The 15,750-nt window shown below is 64.0% G+C and carries 14 protein-coding genes and 1 tRNA gene; 7 read left to right on the top strand and 8 right to left on the bottom strand.

Annotated elements, in window-relative coordinates; all coding sequences use genetic code 11:
- Nucleotides 1-69: 69 nt before the first annotated feature.
- Genes K8P63_RS16020 through K8P63_RS16030 form a run of 3 tightly spaced genes read right to left on the bottom strand, consistent with a single transcriptional unit; the run spans nt 70 to nt 1,589 of the window.
- Nucleotides 70-252: a DUF3606 domain-containing protein gene (locus K8P63_RS16020; RefSeq protein ID WP_223797012.1), complete on the bottom strand. Its 183-nt coding sequence runs from the start codon at nt 250-252 to the stop codon at nt 70-72.
- A 58-nt stretch (nt 253-310) separates the two neighbouring features.
- A complete protein-coding gene (locus K8P63_RS16025) occupies nt 311-1,276 on the bottom strand; it encodes a reverse transcriptase family protein (RefSeq protein WP_223797013.1) in 966 nt (321 codons plus the stop codon).
- On the bottom strand, nt 1,248-1,589 hold the full coding sequence (locus tag K8P63_RS16030) for a helix-turn-helix domain-containing protein (RefSeq protein WP_223797014.1): 342 nt from the start codon (nt 1,587-1,589) through the stop codon (nt 1,248-1,250). The genes K8P63_RS16025 and K8P63_RS16030 overlap by 29 nt, the downstream gene beginning before the upstream one ends.
- Before the next feature lie 641 nt (nt 1,590-2,230).
- Here K8P63_RS16030 and K8P63_RS16035 point away from each other — a divergent pair.
- A complete protein-coding gene (locus K8P63_RS16035) occupies nt 2,231-2,917 on the top strand; it encodes a hypothetical protein (RefSeq protein WP_223797015.1) in 687 nt (228 codons plus the stop codon).
- A gap of 27 nt (nt 2,918-2,944) precedes the next feature.
- On the opposite strand, the gene K8P63_RS16040 is transcribed toward K8P63_RS16035, so the two are convergent.
- The 4 genes from K8P63_RS16040 to K8P63_RS16055 form a co-directional block, all read right to left on the bottom strand.
- A complete protein-coding gene (locus K8P63_RS16040) occupies nt 2,945-4,036 on the bottom strand; it encodes a hypothetical protein (protein ID WP_223797016.1) in 1,092 nt (363 codons plus the stop codon).
- A 138-nt stretch (nt 4,037-4,174) separates the two neighbouring features.
- Nucleotides 4,175-6,742 carry a S8 family peptidase gene (locus K8P63_RS16045; RefSeq protein ID WP_223797017.1) on the bottom strand — a complete coding sequence of 856 codons (2,568 nt, stop codon included), beginning with the start codon at nt 6,740-6,742 and terminating at the stop codon, nt 4,175-4,177.
- Between the two features lie 64 nt (nt 6,743-6,806).
- Entirely contained in the window at nt 6,807-7,799 is a 993-nt protein-coding gene (locus K8P63_RS16050) for an AAA family ATPase (RefSeq protein ID WP_223797018.1), read from the bottom strand.
- Between the two features lie 179 nt (nt 7,800-7,978).
- A complete protein-coding gene (locus K8P63_RS16055; RefSeq protein WP_223797019.1) occupies nt 7,979-9,241 on the bottom strand; it encodes a tyrosine-type recombinase/integrase in 1,263 nt (420 codons plus the stop codon).
- Between the two features lie 184 nt (nt 9,242-9,425).
- Between K8P63_RS16055 and K8P63_RS16060 the strand changes: the two genes are divergently transcribed.
- Nucleotides 9,426-9,500: transfer RNA gene (locus tag K8P63_RS16060), tRNA-OTHER, on the top strand.
- A gap of 520 nt (nt 9,501-10,020) precedes the next feature.
- Here K8P63_RS16060 and K8P63_RS16065 read toward each other — a convergent pair.
- A complete protein-coding gene (locus tag K8P63_RS16065; RefSeq protein WP_223797020.1) occupies nt 10,021-10,428 on the bottom strand; it encodes a response regulator in 408 nt (135 codons plus the stop codon).
- 226 nt (nt 10,429-10,654) lie between these two features.
- On the opposite strand from K8P63_RS16065, the gene K8P63_RS16070 reads away from it, so the two are divergent.
- The 5 genes from K8P63_RS16070 to K8P63_RS16090 all read left to right on the top strand — a co-directional run bounded on the left by K8P63_RS16070 (nt 10,655) and on the right by K8P63_RS16090 (nt 15,728).
- Nucleotides 10,655-11,677, top strand: a complete 1,023-nt coding sequence (locus tag K8P63_RS16070; RefSeq protein ID WP_223797021.1) for a sensor histidine kinase — start codon at nt 10,655-10,657, stop codon at nt 11,675-11,677.
- A gap of 257 nt (nt 11,678-11,934) precedes the next feature.
- The gene (locus K8P63_RS16075; RefSeq protein WP_223797022.1) at nt 11,935-13,065 is read left to right on the top strand and encodes a permease; all 1,131 of its coding nucleotides are present in this window, start codon (nt 11,935-11,937) and stop codon (nt 13,063-13,065) included.
- Nucleotides 13,062-14,381 carry a DUF2254 domain-containing protein gene (locus K8P63_RS16080; RefSeq protein WP_223797023.1) on the top strand — a complete coding sequence of 440 codons (1,320 nt, stop codon included), beginning with the start codon at nt 13,062-13,064 and terminating at the stop codon, nt 14,379-14,381. Before K8P63_RS16075 ends, K8P63_RS16080 begins: the two co-directional genes overlap by 4 nt.
- The gene (locus K8P63_RS16085; protein ID WP_223797024.1) at nt 14,381-14,755 is read left to right on the top strand and encodes a DUF1622 domain-containing protein; all 375 of its coding nucleotides are present in this window, start codon (nt 14,381-14,383) and stop codon (nt 14,753-14,755) included. Before K8P63_RS16080 ends, K8P63_RS16085 begins: the two co-directional genes overlap by 1 nt.
- Before the next feature lie 10 nt (nt 14,756-14,765).
- Nucleotides 14,766-15,728, top strand: a complete 963-nt coding sequence (locus tag K8P63_RS16090; protein WP_223797025.1) for a mechanosensitive ion channel family protein — start codon at nt 14,766-14,768, stop codon at nt 15,726-15,728.
- The last annotated feature ends 22 nt before the right edge of the window (nt 15,729-15,750 follow it).

A 15,750-nucleotide genomic window follows, 5' to 3' on the forward strand; every position in this document is an offset into this window, starting at 1 on the left:
CTCATCCTGCATAGACTCCCGCTGGAGCGGAGTCGTTCCCGACGTCAATCTATGACAAATGGATGGCGACTATTTGAGCTTGGCGGCTGCTGCGTTCAGTTTCACGCGATCATTGCCGATCTTCTTGATCAGACCCTCGGCCTGATCCTTCGTGATGCCGTGCTTGCGGGCGAAGTAGTTCACTTCGTAGCCTTCGCCGCCGGCAACTTTACGCCTGTCGGCTCCGCCTCGTTTCGACCTGTCATCTGCCATTTCGTGCACCTCCTACTTGGCGCAGAATCGTTCATCACAGCCAGCGGTTCCCCGCGCGCTACGCGGGAGGCTCGCCGCCACCCGGTCGGCTGGCCGTCGCGATCCGGCCGGTCAGGGTCCGCCGCAGATTGACGGCGGCGGTCTTGCGGCCGTTCCAGGCCGGATCGATCTCCGCCGCTTCGCTGACCCTGCCGATCAGAACCGGGAGCAAGGCGAGCTTCGCCGAGCCGTCCGCGGTATGCGTCACGACCTGCGTCGCATCGTCGATCGCCTTGGCCCGGCGGTTCGGAAGCTCGAGTCCGCGCACCGTCACCGCGACGCCGGTGACGACGCGCGGCTGATTGGGCACGAAAACCTTGTTCTTATGCGCGCGCAGCCGGTGACGGCCAACGATTTGGCGCGCCGCCTGCTGCATCGACCGGCTGGCAAACCGACCGCTGATCGTCATGTCGTCGACATAGAGAGTGAACGCGCAACTTTTGGCCACGGCCAGTTCAGCGATCTCGTCGAACATCGGCTTGTAGGCCCAGAAGGACAGGATGCAGCTTGCATTGCCGCCGGTCGGCAGATGCCCGCCGATCGTCAGCAGCCGCGTCATCCGGCTCGCGACATCGGCGGGATACTCCATCAGCTCGTGGAAGAAGCTGTAGACGGCCGCCGCGCGCACCGATGGAAAGAACTTCTTGATGTCGAGCTTGACCGCGCTGTCCTTAGCGCCGTGCTGCGACGCGTTAGTGACATAGGATCGCTGCCGCACCCCCGAATGCAGATAGTCGGGCGTCTCAATCTGCTGGAGCAGCTTGGCCACCCGGGCATGCACCTGCTTGAGCAACGCCTTGGGCTCCTCGATCAGCCGGCCGGTCTTGCGGTCGGTGCGCACGAGGTAGTTCGCTTCCGCGTTGCGGACGAGATAGGCAAGCTGGCCCGGCGAGATGCACAGGATGTGGGCCAGCCGCGCCGGCGAGGTCAGCTTGAACAGCGCGCTGCCACGTAGGCTAACGCGCTTGGCGCACCTTCTCGCCATGCCGGTCCCCTTCATCGGGATCGTCGGCTGTTACCGTCGCGATCCAATCCAACATCTTCACGACCTTGCCGGCCACCGCGGTACGAACCCGGTCAGCAGCCGGCGCCCCGTCCGCCTGCTCGGCGAAGAACATCAGCGACGACACCGGAATGTTGAAGCCGTCGGCGTATTTCTGAAGCACCTCGATGGTGACCTTCTTGTCACCCCGTTCCAGCTCCGTGATGTAAGACTTAGACAGGCCGACGCGCTCAGCGACCTGGGTCTTGTTCAGGTCGTGAAACACGCGCACCAGTCTAAGGGCTTCATTCAACATCTGAACTTTGACCCTCCTTGATGACGCCTAGGAGTGACGGAACAAATCCATAATGGAGGAGATCAGTTTCACGATGGCCGAAGCCATCTTGATCACCCCCAGGAGAACAGCCCGGTTCCTTGCGATCGCTCGCAGGCCCCGCCGCACCGCTTTCGCGATCTGGCGGACCGTCTGTCGTCCGTACTCCCACAACCCGGCGTCTGGGCTCTCAGGCAAGTTTGCCATCGTAGTGCCTCCAGACGAACCACAAGGCCGGATTGCCTGTGGCCTGCACTGTATCCGGAGGCGGATCGGGGTCGTGGTTTATGCTCCTAGGCCTCACACTGCACACGAAGAACTTAGGTTCTCCGGCGCCTCGCGGCCCCGCCTCCGCGCGACGCCGGGGCGCCGAGCGAGAAGAGGGGTCAGGTGGTAAAGATCGGACGACCTTCACTGGCGGCGAACCGCCCTGCCTTTAGCGCAGCTCCATTACCCAAACGCTGTGATCCTGCTAGAACGCGCGTTCGCCGGACGCAAGCACTTTTTCGCTGTTAGCGAACTTTTCTTGGGCGGTGACTATGCTGAGGTCCGACGATCAGGTCGGCGGGAGGGCGATCGGCTGCTAGGATGATCGCGATGACACGCATTGCTGGAGTCAGACCGTGCCGGACTTCGTCTATGACCTAAACGAGGATGGATCGATCAAGGCGGTCTACAAGGATGGCGTCAAGCTCGAGACCGCGACCCGCCTCGAAATGCCGGTCGCTATCGTCCAAACCTATTTCCGCTCGGCGATCCGCGCGCTCGCCCGCATGACCGAAAGCGCCGACGACGGCGAGGACAACCGCCAATACGGGCTGCAGGCCTTCCTGATGAGCCTCGTCGGCACCGAGGCCTTCTTCAACGTCTTCTTCCATCAAGTCGGCCGCGAGAAGGGGCTCGCCAACGTCATCGACTTCGCAAACAAGGACCGCGTACCGATCGAGCACAAGCTCAGCCACCTGCCGCGCCAGGCGTTCGGCACGCCCTTGCCCGCGCAGAAGCGGCTTAACGCCAAGATGCGCGAGCTGTACGATCTGCGCTCGAAAATCGTGCATCCGCGCTGGCAGCCTTCGTCGTTCGTGATGCCGGGGCTCGCAATCGGCGACCTCGTCGAGAACTACCAGACGCTGTTCGAGGACCGTGAATTCTGCCGCGACGCACTGCGCTGGTGCCTGCTCGTCATCGCCCGCGTCGGACTCCACGCTCAGGTCGGCCGCGGCGACCAGTTCGTCGAGCATTGGACGACGATTGCGGACACCAACGCGACCCTGTCCGACGCGCTCGGCGTGCCGCGCGAGGGCGCGTGAGCGCCGCCGGAGCGGCGCGACCGGCGATCAGCGGCGCGTCAGCCGCAGCCAGCAATTGGCCATCAGCGCCTTGCAGTCGCCGCGATCGGTAATGAACTCGGGCGGATCCGGCGCCGGATCGACATAGTCCGGCGTGTAGTCGCCGCGCCGCAGGATCTCGTAAATCTGGTCGCGCACCACCGCGACCTCACCCGCCTCCATCTTCATCGTCGTCGCAAACACCTGCCGCGCATTGGTGAGCCGCTGCCCGACCTGGAGCAGCGCCATGTTCTGCGCGAGCCAGCCGAACCCCAGGAATACCAAGGTGTCCGCCTGCGCGACCGTGTCTTTGATCTTGTCGCCGACATCGCTTTCCATCGTCTCGGTGAAGGTGCGAATGCGTCCCGCGACGTCGACGAGCTGCTGCACTTCGTGCCCGCCGAACGGGATGAATCCTTCGGCGTCGGGCGCGAACGCGCCGACCTGGCCATAAGGGTGGACGACCTGGCAGTTGCCGACGAGTGCGACCGCGCGCTTCCGGTCGATGCCGAACCGCCGCATCAGCGACACCGCGAGGAACTCCTCCAGGCAGCGATCATAGTTGAACACGATGAACGACGCGTGGGCGAACACGTCGTCGAGCGTGTCGGCGGTGTGGCCGTCGTAGAGGATCTGGCTCAGCTCGACATGCCAGCTCGCGAGCAGCTTCTTGAGCTGCTGCGCGCGCAGGTCCGCGGCATTCGCTGCCTGGACATGCCGCGGCGTGAGAGGCGAGCCCGCCTCGGCGCGGAGGATCACCGTCGCGATTGCAAGCTTGCTCAGGAACTCGATATGCTCCCGACCGCGCAGCCCGTCGATGAACGTGTCGATGCTTCGAGCGAACGGCAGGCCGGCGCGGATTGTCGCCGCAGCGCGCCGATACACCTCCAGCCGATCGGGCGACGCATTGGTGCCAGCCTCACTCACCGAACGCGTCTGCAGAATCTTTCCCATTTCGGCATCGCTGAAATTGATGCTGGCGTTCGGATCCTCAACGGCGAGGAGCTCGATTATGCGGTCGCGCAATGTGTCGCCTAGCGGGAAGCCGAGATCGAAGCTGGCGCCGGCGCCGAGGATGAAGGTGGTATCCCGTTCGAGCATCTTTTTTGGCCTGCGTTTATGTTGCGTTGTCATCCATCTTACGGCGCGCGCCGTTTCAGGATGACATCGGTTGCAGAGCTTTTCTGCAAATCAGACGCAGCGCTCCTCAATCCATACCGACCCTAGGATACGCCGGGATCAGCGCTCTCCGGACGCGGCATCAACCACCACTTCAGCCGCCACCCTCGTCTCGATCGCGGCCTCGATCTCGGCATATAGATCTACGTCCTGGTCCGGCGCGGAAATCGAAATCGCCAAGGTGTAGCGCGCCCGATCGCTGATCCGCCGCTGCCCGACGTGCGACTTCCACCAGCCCCCGACAGGGAAAATCGCGATCTGGTCATGCGCGGCGAGATCGATGGCAGGACCGCGCCAAAGATCGCAATGGAGCGAGCCGGCCTGCATCGCCTGGGGGCCGAGGAGCCAATAATCCGCCTCACCGTCATTCTCAGTGCGCTCGCCCGGCGCATTGCTCAATCGCCGCCGGAAGTCCGCTGCGGTTTCGGTACGCTTCTTGATGGCGAACCGCAGCCCGTAGGAGCGATAGGTGTCCGGCCGCGTCGCCGCACGCCCCGTGAGGTTGGGCTCGATAAAGTAGGACAGCGTCACCTTCATCGTGACCGCCGCATTCTCCAGCGCCTCGAGGGCGGCGCGTGGCCAGGGCAGCGCGAAGAAATGGACCTCGTTGAACACTGCGCCGCGACCGTCCGCGCCAAGCGCATAGGGCTGAATCTCGCTTTCCACGAGCAAGGTCACATCATTCGATGCCGATGCCAGTGCTCGCCCAAGGTCAGGCACGCCGTATCCGACTTCGCGCATGATCTGCTGCTTTTCGCCCTTCGATATCGTGCGCCAGCTGCGCCCGCGACCAACCAGCTTCGAACGGATCGGCTGCGGCCATTCCGCCGAATGGACGGTCAGCGCCCGGTAGGTCTCGGGCCACCGCTCCGGCAACCCGGCCTTCAACCGGCCGATGAAGTTCCCGGCGACCCCGGTCGCGGCGCTCGTTGCCCAGAACGGCACCAAAGGCTGTGCGGCAACGTCCTTGCCGGACGTGAGCAACGACACCGCCGGATGCCAGCCGCAAAAGCCGCCGGCATCCACCATCATATTGCCTGCTTCGAACAGCACTTCGGGCTTCATTGGGGTCAGGTCCACGGGGAGCAGCTTCGATCCCCGGCTGAACGGGCTCTTCTCGTTCGCCGCTACCAGCGGATTAAGGTCGGGATCGTCGGCGGAGGGCCCGATCTTGGCGGTGTAGCCGCCGACCGAAAGCGCGTTCCAGCTCTGCGACGGATCTTCGAGCGAATGATGCTGCTCGACGTCCGCCTTCATGCCGCCCGTGATGTTGCCGGTAGCCACGAAAACGAGCCGCTTGGGATGATTCTTGGCGGCAACCCCATCCAGCCGCTCGCCGGGCATCGCGCCGGAACAGATCTGGTCGAGCGCACCGCTCCAGCTCGACGGCCCGTCCGGGTCGAAATGATCGGAAGACGTCGCGATGCAGAAGCTGCGCGGCACATTGGGTCGCTCCACCTCGGCCACCGCGACCGCCGATTGGGTGATGATGCCATACCGGGCGGGCTCGTTCGGCGGAAAGCCCGCCGGCGGAAGGAACTTCACCGACTCAGCGGCATGGCCAAGTTGGACGCGTCGGCCATCGGCCATCGGCGTCGCGAGGTCGCCATGGAGCACGAGCCCGGCCATACCGGTGCCATGGCCGCCGCCGCCGGCATGATCGTCCGTCCCCCAGGCATCGTTGACCGACCATGCGCCCGCTAGTCCCGGCGCAACCAGCGGATGCGCCGCCGCGACGCCCGTATCGATCACGCAGACCACTGGCGCGCCGTCCGCGGGCGGATCGACCCGCGCCGCATAATCCTCGACCAGCGCTTGCTGCCCTAAGCCGTTCTCGCCGAGATCGAGAAACGGCTCGATGCTCCCCGCCGCCGGCCGGATTTCGCTGATGGCGCCGTTCAGCCGATCCACGATCCCGACGATCTCAATTTGGCTACCATGCGCGAAAATGATCGCGGTGTCCGGAAAGGTGAGCCGCTCGGGGTGGACGTCGAAGCCGGCTCCCCGGACGGCCTCGACGACGGCGTTCGCGATCAGATCAGGCCGCTGCGTGTCCGGCCGGCGGAGCCAGAGCTCCCACCAGCCGCGCTGATTCTGATCGTCCGGTGCAGCGGCCAGGAGAGACCGACCCGAGGCATCGCGGATCGTCTCGATGACCTCGAACTTGTCGACGTCGGGACGCGGCTGGTTCCCAAGATTCTCGGAGCCGTACGCGCTGATACGATTCCGCAGGTAGACACGCGCATCGTCCGGCACGAACACCACTGCCGTTTCGGTGCGGTCCTCGTTCCGCTCAGACCGGAGCACGACGATTTCATGTCCCGGAAAGTCCAGGGCCGGTGTCTTGGTCGCCTTCGCCCGGGCGGTTGGCACCATCGTCTCGACCTCGACCAGCGTCCCGCGCTTGAGGCCATCGACCGCAATGCGTTGATCCTGATCGCGCGCGGGCAGGTTGCCAAGGGCACGGGTCAGCTGCTCAAGCAGCACCTCGGCGTGCTCGTGATGGTCCTCCCGCCGGTCGCGTTGATCGCGGCGCATACGCGGGTAGACATACTGTGCGCTTTCTCGCCAGCGCGTAATCTCGATATGCGGGAGCCTGCGGCCCCCGTTTCCATCCCCGTTGGGCATTGCCCCCTCACTTCAATCATTCGCGGTAAAAGCCGACATTCCTCGCTGTGGTTCTGATGTCTTTCTAGCGATGGAAGCGCCGCTGGAACGACTGGCGATCCTGAAGCGCACGCCTCAGGCTATCCGGAGCGATGCTGGTCACACCCTCGAGAATGGCATCTTTGACGACCGAATCCGCCGCCCGCACAAGCTCGCCCTGGCTGAGACCCTCGGTCAACGGTCCGATCGACGACCATGCCTTGGCGGTCAGCCGCAGTCTGCCCATCCGGCGGGTGAGGATCTTACGTGCCGCATCCGTATCGGGCGTCGCATATTCGACGACCTCATCGAACCGCCGCGCAAGCGCCTTGTCGAGGATTTCAACATGGTTGGTGGCGGCGATGACGATGCTGTCGGTGGCGTTGGGTTCCTCCATGAAGGACAGCACCGAATTCAGCACACGGCGGATCTCGCCAACATCGTTGGGATCACCCCGTCGCGCGCCGATCGCATCGAATTCGTCAAGAAGATAGACGCCGCGCATCTGCGCGATCTGGTCGAAAAGCAGGCGAAGCTTTCCAGCGGTCTCGCCAAAAAAACGGCTAAAAAGGGCATCCAGGCGCACGGTGAACAACGGCAGTCGCAGTTCACCGGCGATCGCCGATGCCGTCATGGTCTTGCCGGTGCCCGGCGGCCCGACCAGCAGCAGGTGTGTGGCCGGAATCTGGCCATGGTCGCGCAGCGTCGCGCGCTCCGCCTGCTCGCGCACGACCCGCTGAAGGCGCGAGAGCACCTCATCGGCGAGAACCATGTTCTCGAGCTTGATCTTCGGATAGATGCTTTCGACGAGACCCTGCAGCTCGCCGCGCGGCCGGGCGAGCGGAATTGGCGTCTGGCCCGAAGGCGCGCCGGCGGTCCGCTCGCGAGCCTTTTGCACCAGCCGCTTCAGCCGGTTGGCATCTTCTTCATTGCCCTGGCGCGCCTGTTGCGCCGCAATCTGCAGCGCAATCGAGAGAAATTGCTCCTCGTCTCCCTCGACATGGGAGTTCAGGAGCGCGACGATCTGCTTTGTAGACATCGGCGCTCCTTTCTTGCGCGATTCAAGAGCGCGGTCCGAGCGCAAACGGACCTGTTCCCCCTCCGTCGGCTCTACCGGAAACACGTTAATCACACCACCATAGATTGCCAAAGCGCGCCACCCCGGAAGCCGCGGGATACGCATGCCTTGGCGTCGGCGTGCTCCACGGCTGGCAGCGTTCAGGCGGCGAGCGCCCTTTCAACATCCTCCCGGTCACCATCGCGAACGCTACTGGCACGACCGTCGAGCAGATCCGTAATCTTCGCGGCGACCTTGTCTGCCGCTTCGCGCAGGCCCTCTTCGATATGTATGTACCCCTGCGTTACTCCGCGCTTCCCGTGTCCAAGCAGCGCGGCGATGGTAAGCTCCGAATAGCCCATATCACCCGCGATGCTGCCGAAGGTGTGGCGTAGAGTGTGAGCTGTGACGCCCTCGATCCGCGCTGCGGCGCAGAGCCGGACCAGCACGTCCGGGACCTGCTTGTAATGGCTCTCCCCATAGTCCGACGGAAACACATATGGGCAGCCCTCGATCACAGGCTGGTGTGTCAGCACAGCAAGGGCGGCCTTTCCAATCGGCCGGTCCTGCGCACCGGTTTTCGTGTCCGGGAAGTGGATCGCTTGGCTTTCGGCATCGACCCAGGTCCGCTTAACCTGCTGCGCCTCCGACAAACGAAAGCCGCTCAACGTGATCAATCGCACGGCTGCCAGGCCGGTCGGGTTCTCATCGCGGGTAGCGGCCACCCGCATCGCCGCGCCCAGTTTGCCGAGTTCGAGCGCGCTCAAACGCCGGGTCCGCCGGTTGCTGGCCATCCGCCGCGCGCCTCGGGCAGGATTGTTCTCAATGACACCAAGACGAACCGCATGTTCGCACATCGAATGCAACGTCGAGATAACGCGAGACGCTGCGCCCGCACCTCCCGTTGTCGACCGGCCACGGCCGCTTCCTTTGTCGGCGGCACTCTTGCCCGCCGCAATGTCGGCCTGCATGGCTTCGATGTCGGCCGGCTTGAGACCCGCCACCTTGCGATGTCCGATAAGCGGGCGAATATGCCGATCGATCCGGCTTCGCTCCATCCGCACGGTGGACGCCTTGATCGGCAGGCGGCGACGTCCGAGAAGGCGCCCGGCTTCCGCTTCCTCCAGATACCAATCGCAAACGTCGCCGATGGTCGGCGCGGCACGTTTCGCTTGCTTCGCGTCCGCCGGATCGATGCCCCGCGTCACGTCCGCGAGCATTCGAATCGCTTCCTTGCGAGCTTCGTCCACGGTGAACACCGGGAATCTCGCATAGGCCATACGGCGAAGGCGACCGTCCGGACTGCGGTATTGCAGCACGTACGACTTCACGCCGGAAAATCCGATCCGGACGCCGAAGCCCTTGAGCTCGCCATCCCAAACAAAGGACTGCCCGGCCGTGGGCACGGCGGCGGTCTCGATCATATGGGTCGTCAGTTTGCGGGGCATGGTTGGTCACCTCCGAAGCCAGAAATTACGTCGATTGATGCGTGCCGCAACGTAATAATCGCGTCGGCGAACGGCCGGTTACGACCGGATATGTAAGGGTAGGTTTCGACCGAGCTAGACAGTTGATATACTGCGACAATCATAGGGAATCGTGCCATGGGCTGCTGTGGGTTGCACAAGCATATACCCGTTGGTAAGGCTGAGGTCGTGAGTCCAATCCTCACCGGCAGCACCAGCACCTTTTTAGTCAAACGCCGCCAAATTTACGCAATTCTGAATTACGCACCGCCTCTCGAAATGACGATACGATCAAATCGTGAGATCATGCCGGCAGCTCGTCGAAGTCCAGCCGCCGCCCCCGGGCAGAGCAAGAGTGCTCACGCGGTCGCGATGACACGCGCATCATGTCGGCTTCGCCAGAAGACGCGGCGTGCGCTCCGCTGATCCGCGTTCCCCCGCCGGCGCGGCGGAGCCAGGCGCGCGAGCGATCGCCGCCCGGATGGGACAAGACGCCTGGAAGCGGCTCGGTCGCAGCGCAGCGGAGATAGAGCGCGGCCCGCCGGGGCGCGCAGTCATAATCTATCGGAATATGCAATCTAGCGGATCAGTGAGAACATAAAGCGAATTTATTAGTCATGAAATGCCATGCTTGCCCCGTCGCCATCCGTCCCGTCAGTTGCCGAACTGCCCGCGCGCATCCCCATCTACCGCTTTTCAGCACGCCCGGGGCTGCCGTTCACCCCGACCTATTGCGTTCACACCGCATGCTTGAGGGGCTCCGGCTTCTTTTCGTCGGGAAGGGTGTCGCGCAGATGGCCGTGCACCGTCTCCTGATTGAACGGCTTACGAATGAAGGTGGCCTTCGCCGGCATATCCGCAGGCCCGGGCTCGATGCGGCCACTGGCGATGACGATCTCTATCCACGGCCAATGCTGTGCTACGTGTCGGGCAAGCGCGAAGCCGTTCGTGGCACCGGGCATCTCGACGTCTGAAAAGAGCAGGGACACGCTGTCGGCATGATCCTCGAGCAGCGTAATTGCTTCGGCGCTGGTGCCCACCTCGTAAAACCGGAACCCAGCCCGTTCCAGGATATCGCAGGTGTCTATAAGAATGAAGGCGTCGTCATCGACGACCAGAGCGTAGGGGCTGGTGGAGATATCCATCGAGCGAGAACCGCTGGCGAGTGACTATGGCACCGCGGCGGTCGAAATCGATACTGATGTCGCGCCGCTTTGATCCGGTCGACGTTGCATATAGACTGAAGTTAAGGATGCCGGCTCGATACCTGCTAGGCTGCGAAACGTTCAGCATAGGCATGGTGCCGGGGCTGGGTATTGCCGGGTTTGGCTTTCGCTTCGCAAGCCGCCGGTCCCCTGAAGGGGCACCACCATGGACAACCCGGCGCCCCTCCACCCTGAAGCGGCAAATAGCCTGGCATTGGCGTTGATCGCCTCATCCAACGCGCCCCTTCTGCTCCTCGACGGCGAAAGCAACGTGATATCGGCGAGTGATTCTTTCGGCCGCGCCTTTCAACTCGATACAGCGAATATCAGCGATCGTGCGCTCGCTACGCTGGGTTGTGGTGAATTGGCTGTGCCCCAGCTCGATGCACTGTTGAAGGCAACCGCCTCGGGCACTGCTCAGGCCGCCCCTTATGAGATGGATCTCAACCGCCCGGGTCGAGGGCGGCGTCAGCTCGTATTGAACGTACAAAAGCTGAGCTATGGCGGCGGTGAGGAAGTCAGAGTGCTGCTGTCGGTAGCGGACGTGACCGATGCCCGTATCGCCGAGAAGATCAAGGATGACCTGGCGCGCGATCAAGGCGTCCTGCTTCAGGAGCTTCAGCACCGGGTTGCAAACAGTCTCCAAATCATTGCCAGCGTGCTCATGCAGAGCGCGCGCAGGGTCCAATCGGACGAAACCCGCCTGCACCTCCATGATGCCCATCACCGGGTCATGTCCGTGGCTGCCGTTCAGAAACAGCTTGCCGCGTCCAGCATCGAAGATGTCGAACTGCGCGCGTATTTCACCGATCTATGCCGAAGCATCGGCGCATCGATGATCCGCGACCACAATCAGCTCTCGCTCGACGTAAGTGCGGATGAAGCCGTCACCGGTGCGGACGTATCGGTGAGCCTGGGGCTCATCGTCACCGAACTTGTCATTAACGCGCTGAAGCATGCGTTTCCAGATCATGCGAGCGGCAAGATCAAGGTAGGCTATCATGCCGAAGGCTCCTCATGGACCCTGTCGGTCAGTGACAATGGAGTAGGAATGCCTGCCCGATCAGACGATACCCGCTCCGGCTTGGGCACGACCATTGTCGATGCGCTAGCGAAGAAGCTGGATGCGAAGGTCGAGGTAACCGACGCGGAACCCGGCACCACGGTTTCGGTCGTTCACGCCTTATAGGGGCCGTTATATAAGAAGGTCATGGCGCCGGCATGGCTCGAGGCGGGGCGTAAACTGTTCGCATCGGGAATGCGGGCGAGCAGCGTTGTGCGAGCGATCGACGTCTCAATCCCCACGCCCTACAGACATTTCCCTCCTCCGAACAAGAAGGCCGCGTTGCCGAGAGTCGAGGTCCGCACTGCTGCCATCACCGACTCTGCGACGTTGGGCAGCGGCAAGACAATACTATCCGCCGTTCAGCCGAGGAGACTCAGCCCATGACGCACTTGTTGGACCTGGTCGGCCGGGCACTGGTGATGGCAGCAGGCATGTTCTGGCAGACCGGCTGGAGCCTCGTCCTCGGCTTCACGGTCTCCGGCCTGCTCCAGGCGATCGTGCCGGCAGATCAGATGCGCCAGGCACTTGGCCGCGCCGGCCCGCGCGAGATCGCCATCGCTACGCTGGCAGGCGCGGCAAGCTCGAGCTGTTCCTATGCCTCGGCCGCGATCATGCGCACGCTGTTCAAGAAGGGCGCGTCGTTCGTCGCCAGCATCGCCTTCCTGTTCGCCTCCACCAATCTGGTGCTCGAGCTCGGTATCATCCTGTACCTGCTGCTCGGGTGGCAGTTTATGCTCGCCGAGTGGCTCGGCGGGCTGGTGCTGATCGCCGTTCTGAGCCTGCTGGTGAAGGCGACCTTGCCCCAGGGTCTGGCGGACGAGGCGCGCCACCACGAGGAGCAAAGGAGCGGTCACGAGCATATGAGCATGACCGTCGCGGGCGGCACTTGGCGCGAACGACTGCGCAGCCGCGACACGCCGGTGCGCGTCGCTCAGAACTTCGCGATGGATTGGCGGATGCTGTGGAAGGATCTCGCTGCTGGCTTCCTGATCGGCGGCGTCCTGACCGTCTTCGTCCCCGACAGCGTCTGGCAGGGCTTGTTCCTCGTCCACGCGTCACCTTGGGTCCGGCTTCCGCTCGACGCGCTGATCGGTCCGATCGTGGCGATGCTGACCTTCGTCTGCTCGATCGGCAACGTGCCGCTGGCAGCGGTGTTGTGGGGTGGGGGGGCGAGCTTCGGCGGGGTGGTGGCGTTCCTGTTCGCTGACCTGATCGTGCTGCCGCTGCTCGACATCTACCGTCGCTATTATGGCTGGCGAATGGCGCTCTACATGGGCGGGGTGTTCTACACCGCCATGGCGGTGGCCGCCCTGATCGTCGACCTCGGCTTCACGGCGGCAGGAATCGTGCCCCACGCGACCGGCGGCATCGAGGCGCGGGTGAGCCACTTCGAGATCAACTACACTTTTTGGCTGAACCTCGCCGCGCTGGCGCTGGCAATCTGGCTGTTCGTGTTGAACCGGCGCCACCCGATGAATCACGACCATCATGCGATGCGTGCTAGCCGATGACCGCGCGCATTCGACAGCTTCTAAATGCCGTGGGCGAGACGTTCTGGCTCCTGCCGGCCGCGCTAGTAGTCACCGGCATCCTGCTCGCAGTTGGGCTCGTTGAGCTCGACCGCAGCGGGCTGGTTCCGCAGTGGCTGATCGAAAGCCCGTTCCTCTACAACGGCGGGGGCACCGGTGCCCGCACGCTGCTGGGTGCGGTCGCCTCGTCGACGATCGGCGTCGCCGGCACGGTGTTCTCGATCACCATCGCCTCGCTGTCGCTGGCGGCGGGTCAGATGGGGCCGCGGCTGCTACGCAATTTCGTCAAGGATCGCGGCAACCAGTTCACGCTCGGCGCCTTCCTCGGCACCTTCTCCTACGCGCTGATGGTGCTCAGGAGCGTCAGGACGCAGGAGGAGGGGCCGTTCGTGCCTCACGCGGCGCTGACCGCCGGAATCCTCCTGGCGTTCCTGTGCGTGGGCGTGCTGGTGTTCTTCGTCGGCCATATGGCGGGCCGTATCAACGTCGACACCGTCATCGAGCTGGTGAGCCGCGATGTCGGCAACGCAATTCGTCGCCTGACCAGCACTGATGCTCCGGCACCGGTCGCTGTACCGAGCTTCACCGACGCCGTGGCCGCGGTCGCCGATCCGCGGCAAGGCTACCTACAGGAGCTCGACGCTGACCAACTGGCCGACTGGGCGGCTGCGCATGACTGCACGATCCAGCTTCTCGTCCGGCCGGGCGACTACGTCTTTCCAGGCGCCGCGATCGCCTTGGCGGAGCCCGCGCGCGACGGCATCGATCGCGCGATCCGGCGCGCCACGGCGCTCGGCGGCCAGCGGGTTAGCCGCATCGATCTTGAATTCGCGGTGCGCCAGCTCGTCGAAATCGCGGTGCGGGCGCTGTCACCGGGGATCAACGACCCGCACACGGCGATGAGCGTGCTCGACCGGTTGGGCGCGGCGCTCTGCGCAATCGTTTCTCGCCATCTGCCGCTCGGGCAGATCGAGCGCGGCGGTCAAGTTGCGCTCGTTGTGCCCGTGGTCGACTATGATGGCCTCGTAGATGCCATGTTCCACCTGATCCGCCAGAACGCCGCCGGCAGTGTCGCGGTGCTGATCCGCATGCTGGAGGTGCTGACGGTCATCGCCGGCGTTGAGCGTCGGCCAGAGCGGCTCGCCGTGCTGCGCAGGCATGCCGATCTGGTGCTCGGCGACGGCGAACGCGACGTCTCCACGCCTGCCGACCTCGATGATCTGAAGGGTCGGCACCGGCGCTTCACAGCGATGCAGACGATCGGTCCGATCAGCATGGCGGAGCGCGAGGCGACATGATGGAGCTGCTCAAGCAGGCGACGCTGTGGCTGGCGGCCGGTGTCGAGGCTGCGGCCGCGCTGGTGATCGGCCTGGCGGCGATCGAGGCGTTCGTGCGCGCGCTGATCCTGTTCGTACCGCGGCAGACCACGCTCGACGAGCCCGACGCCAAGGAGGCCGTCCGCCTGAAGCTCGGACGATGGCTCGCCGTCGCGCTGGAGCTCGAACTGGGCGCCGACATCCTGCGCACGGCCGTAGCGCCCACTTGGAACGAGATCGGCCAGCTTGGCGCGATCGTGGTCCTGCGAACCGCGCTGAACTTCTTCCTGCAGAAGGAGATCGACGGCGCGCAAGCACGACGCACCGCCGCTCCTGTCGACAGCACCCGGCCCTAAGGACACGACCATGCACTTCCTCGGCATCGACTGGGTGGGCGTCAACGCCGACAACGGGCGCAAGCTGCTGCTGTCGCTGGCGTTCATCGCCATCGTGATCATCGCGAGCCGACTGCTGCGCGGCCTCGTCAGCCTCGTGCTTCGGCGGGTCGATCATGCCACCGTCCAGACGCGCTTCTGGACGCGGCAGGCGATCAGCCTCGTCGCCGCCATCGTTCTCATCCTCGGGCTGCTGTCGATCTGGTTCAGCGATCCGACCCGGCTCGCGACCGCCGCCGGGCTCATGTCCGCCGGTCTAGCCTTCGCGCTCCAGCAGCCGGTAACCGCCATCGCGAGCTACTTCGTCATCCTGCGCGGCAACACCTTCACGGTAGGCGACCGTATCTCGATGGGCGGGGTGCGCGGCGATGTGATGCGGTTGGGGTTCATCCAAACGACGATCATGGAGATGGGCGAGCCGCCGGCCGTACAGGGCGCCGACCCGGCGGTGTGGGTCAAGAGCCGGCAGTTCACAGGCCGGATCGTCACCGTGAGCAACGCCAAGATCTTCGCCGAGCCGGTCTACAACTATACCCGCGACTTTCCCTTCATCTGGGAGGAGATGGCGATTCCGATCACTTACCAGGCCGATCGCGCCAAGGTGGAGGCGATCATGCTCGACGCTGCTAAGGCGCAGGCGGTCGACCCGGACTCGCTCGCGGCCGACTACAAGGCAGGCCTGCAGGCACGGTTCGGCGTCGAACCGATCGACCTTGTGCCCCGCGTTTACTACCGCATCACCGACAACTGGCTCGAGCTGACGGTGCGCTTCATTGTCCACACCCACGGCATCCGCAGTGCCAAGGACGCGATGAGCCGCACCATCATCGCCGAACTCGACAAGGCCGGCATCGGCATCGCGTCCGCGACCTACGACATCGTCGGCTTCCCGCCGATCCGGATACGCCCCGAAGCGGCCGCTCCAGCCTCATGAGCTTGAGGAGCACCTACCCATT

The organism is Sphingomonas nostoxanthinifaciens (assembly GCF_019930585.1).
GTDB classification, from domain to species: domain Bacteria; phylum Pseudomonadota; class Alphaproteobacteria; order Sphingomonadales; family Sphingomonadaceae; genus Sphingomonas_I; species Sphingomonas_I nostoxanthinifaciens.

What these genes read in the sequence shown, in the direction of transcription:
- K8P63_RS16085 (WP_223797024.1), top strand. Translation starts at nt 14,381, where the DNA reads ATGGAGCTGCTCAAGCAGGCGACGCTGTGGCTGGCGGCCGGTGTCGAG.
- K8P63_RS16030 (WP_223797014.1), bottom strand. Translation starts at nt 1,589, where the DNA reads ATGTTGAATGAAGCCCTTAGACTGGTGCGCGTGTTTCACGACCTGAAC.
- K8P63_RS16065 (WP_223797020.1), bottom strand. Translation starts at nt 10,428, where the DNA reads ATGGATATCTCCACCAGCCCCTACGCTCTGGTCGTCGATGACGACGCC.
- K8P63_RS16055 (WP_223797019.1), bottom strand. Translation starts at nt 9,241, where the DNA reads ATGATCGAGACCGCCGCCGTGCCCACGGCCGGGCAGTCCTTTGTTTGG.
- K8P63_RS16070 (WP_223797021.1), top strand. Translation starts at nt 10,655, where the DNA reads ATGGACAACCCGGCGCCCCTCCACCCTGAAGCGGCAAATAGCCTGGCA.
- K8P63_RS16025 (WP_223797013.1), bottom strand. Translation starts at nt 1,276, where the DNA reads ATGGCGAGAAGGTGCGCCAAGCGCGTTAGCCTACGTGGCAGCGCGCTG.
- K8P63_RS16050 (WP_223797018.1), bottom strand. Translation starts at nt 7,799, where the DNA reads ATGTCTACAAAGCAGATCGTCGCGCTCCTGAACTCCCATGTCGAGGGA.
- K8P63_RS16075 (WP_223797022.1), top strand. Translation starts at nt 11,935, where the DNA reads ATGACGCACTTGTTGGACCTGGTCGGCCGGGCACTGGTGATGGCAGCA.
- K8P63_RS16080 (WP_223797023.1), top strand. Translation starts at nt 13,062, where the DNA reads ATGACCGCGCGCATTCGACAGCTTCTAAATGCCGTGGGCGAGACGTTC.
- K8P63_RS16040 (WP_223797016.1), bottom strand. Translation starts at nt 4,036, where the DNA reads ATGCTCGAACGGGATACCACCTTCATCCTCGGCGCCGGCGCCAGCTTC.
- K8P63_RS16020 (WP_223797012.1), bottom strand. Translation starts at nt 252, where the DNA reads ATGGCAGATGACAGGTCGAAACGAGGCGGAGCCGACAGGCGTAAAGTT.
- K8P63_RS16045 (WP_223797017.1), bottom strand. Translation starts at nt 6,742, where the DNA reads ATGCCCAACGGGGATGGAAACGGGGGCCGCAGGCTCCCGCATATCGAG.
- K8P63_RS16090 (WP_223797025.1), top strand. Translation starts at nt 14,766, where the DNA reads ATGCACTTCCTCGGCATCGACTGGGTGGGCGTCAACGCCGACAACGGG.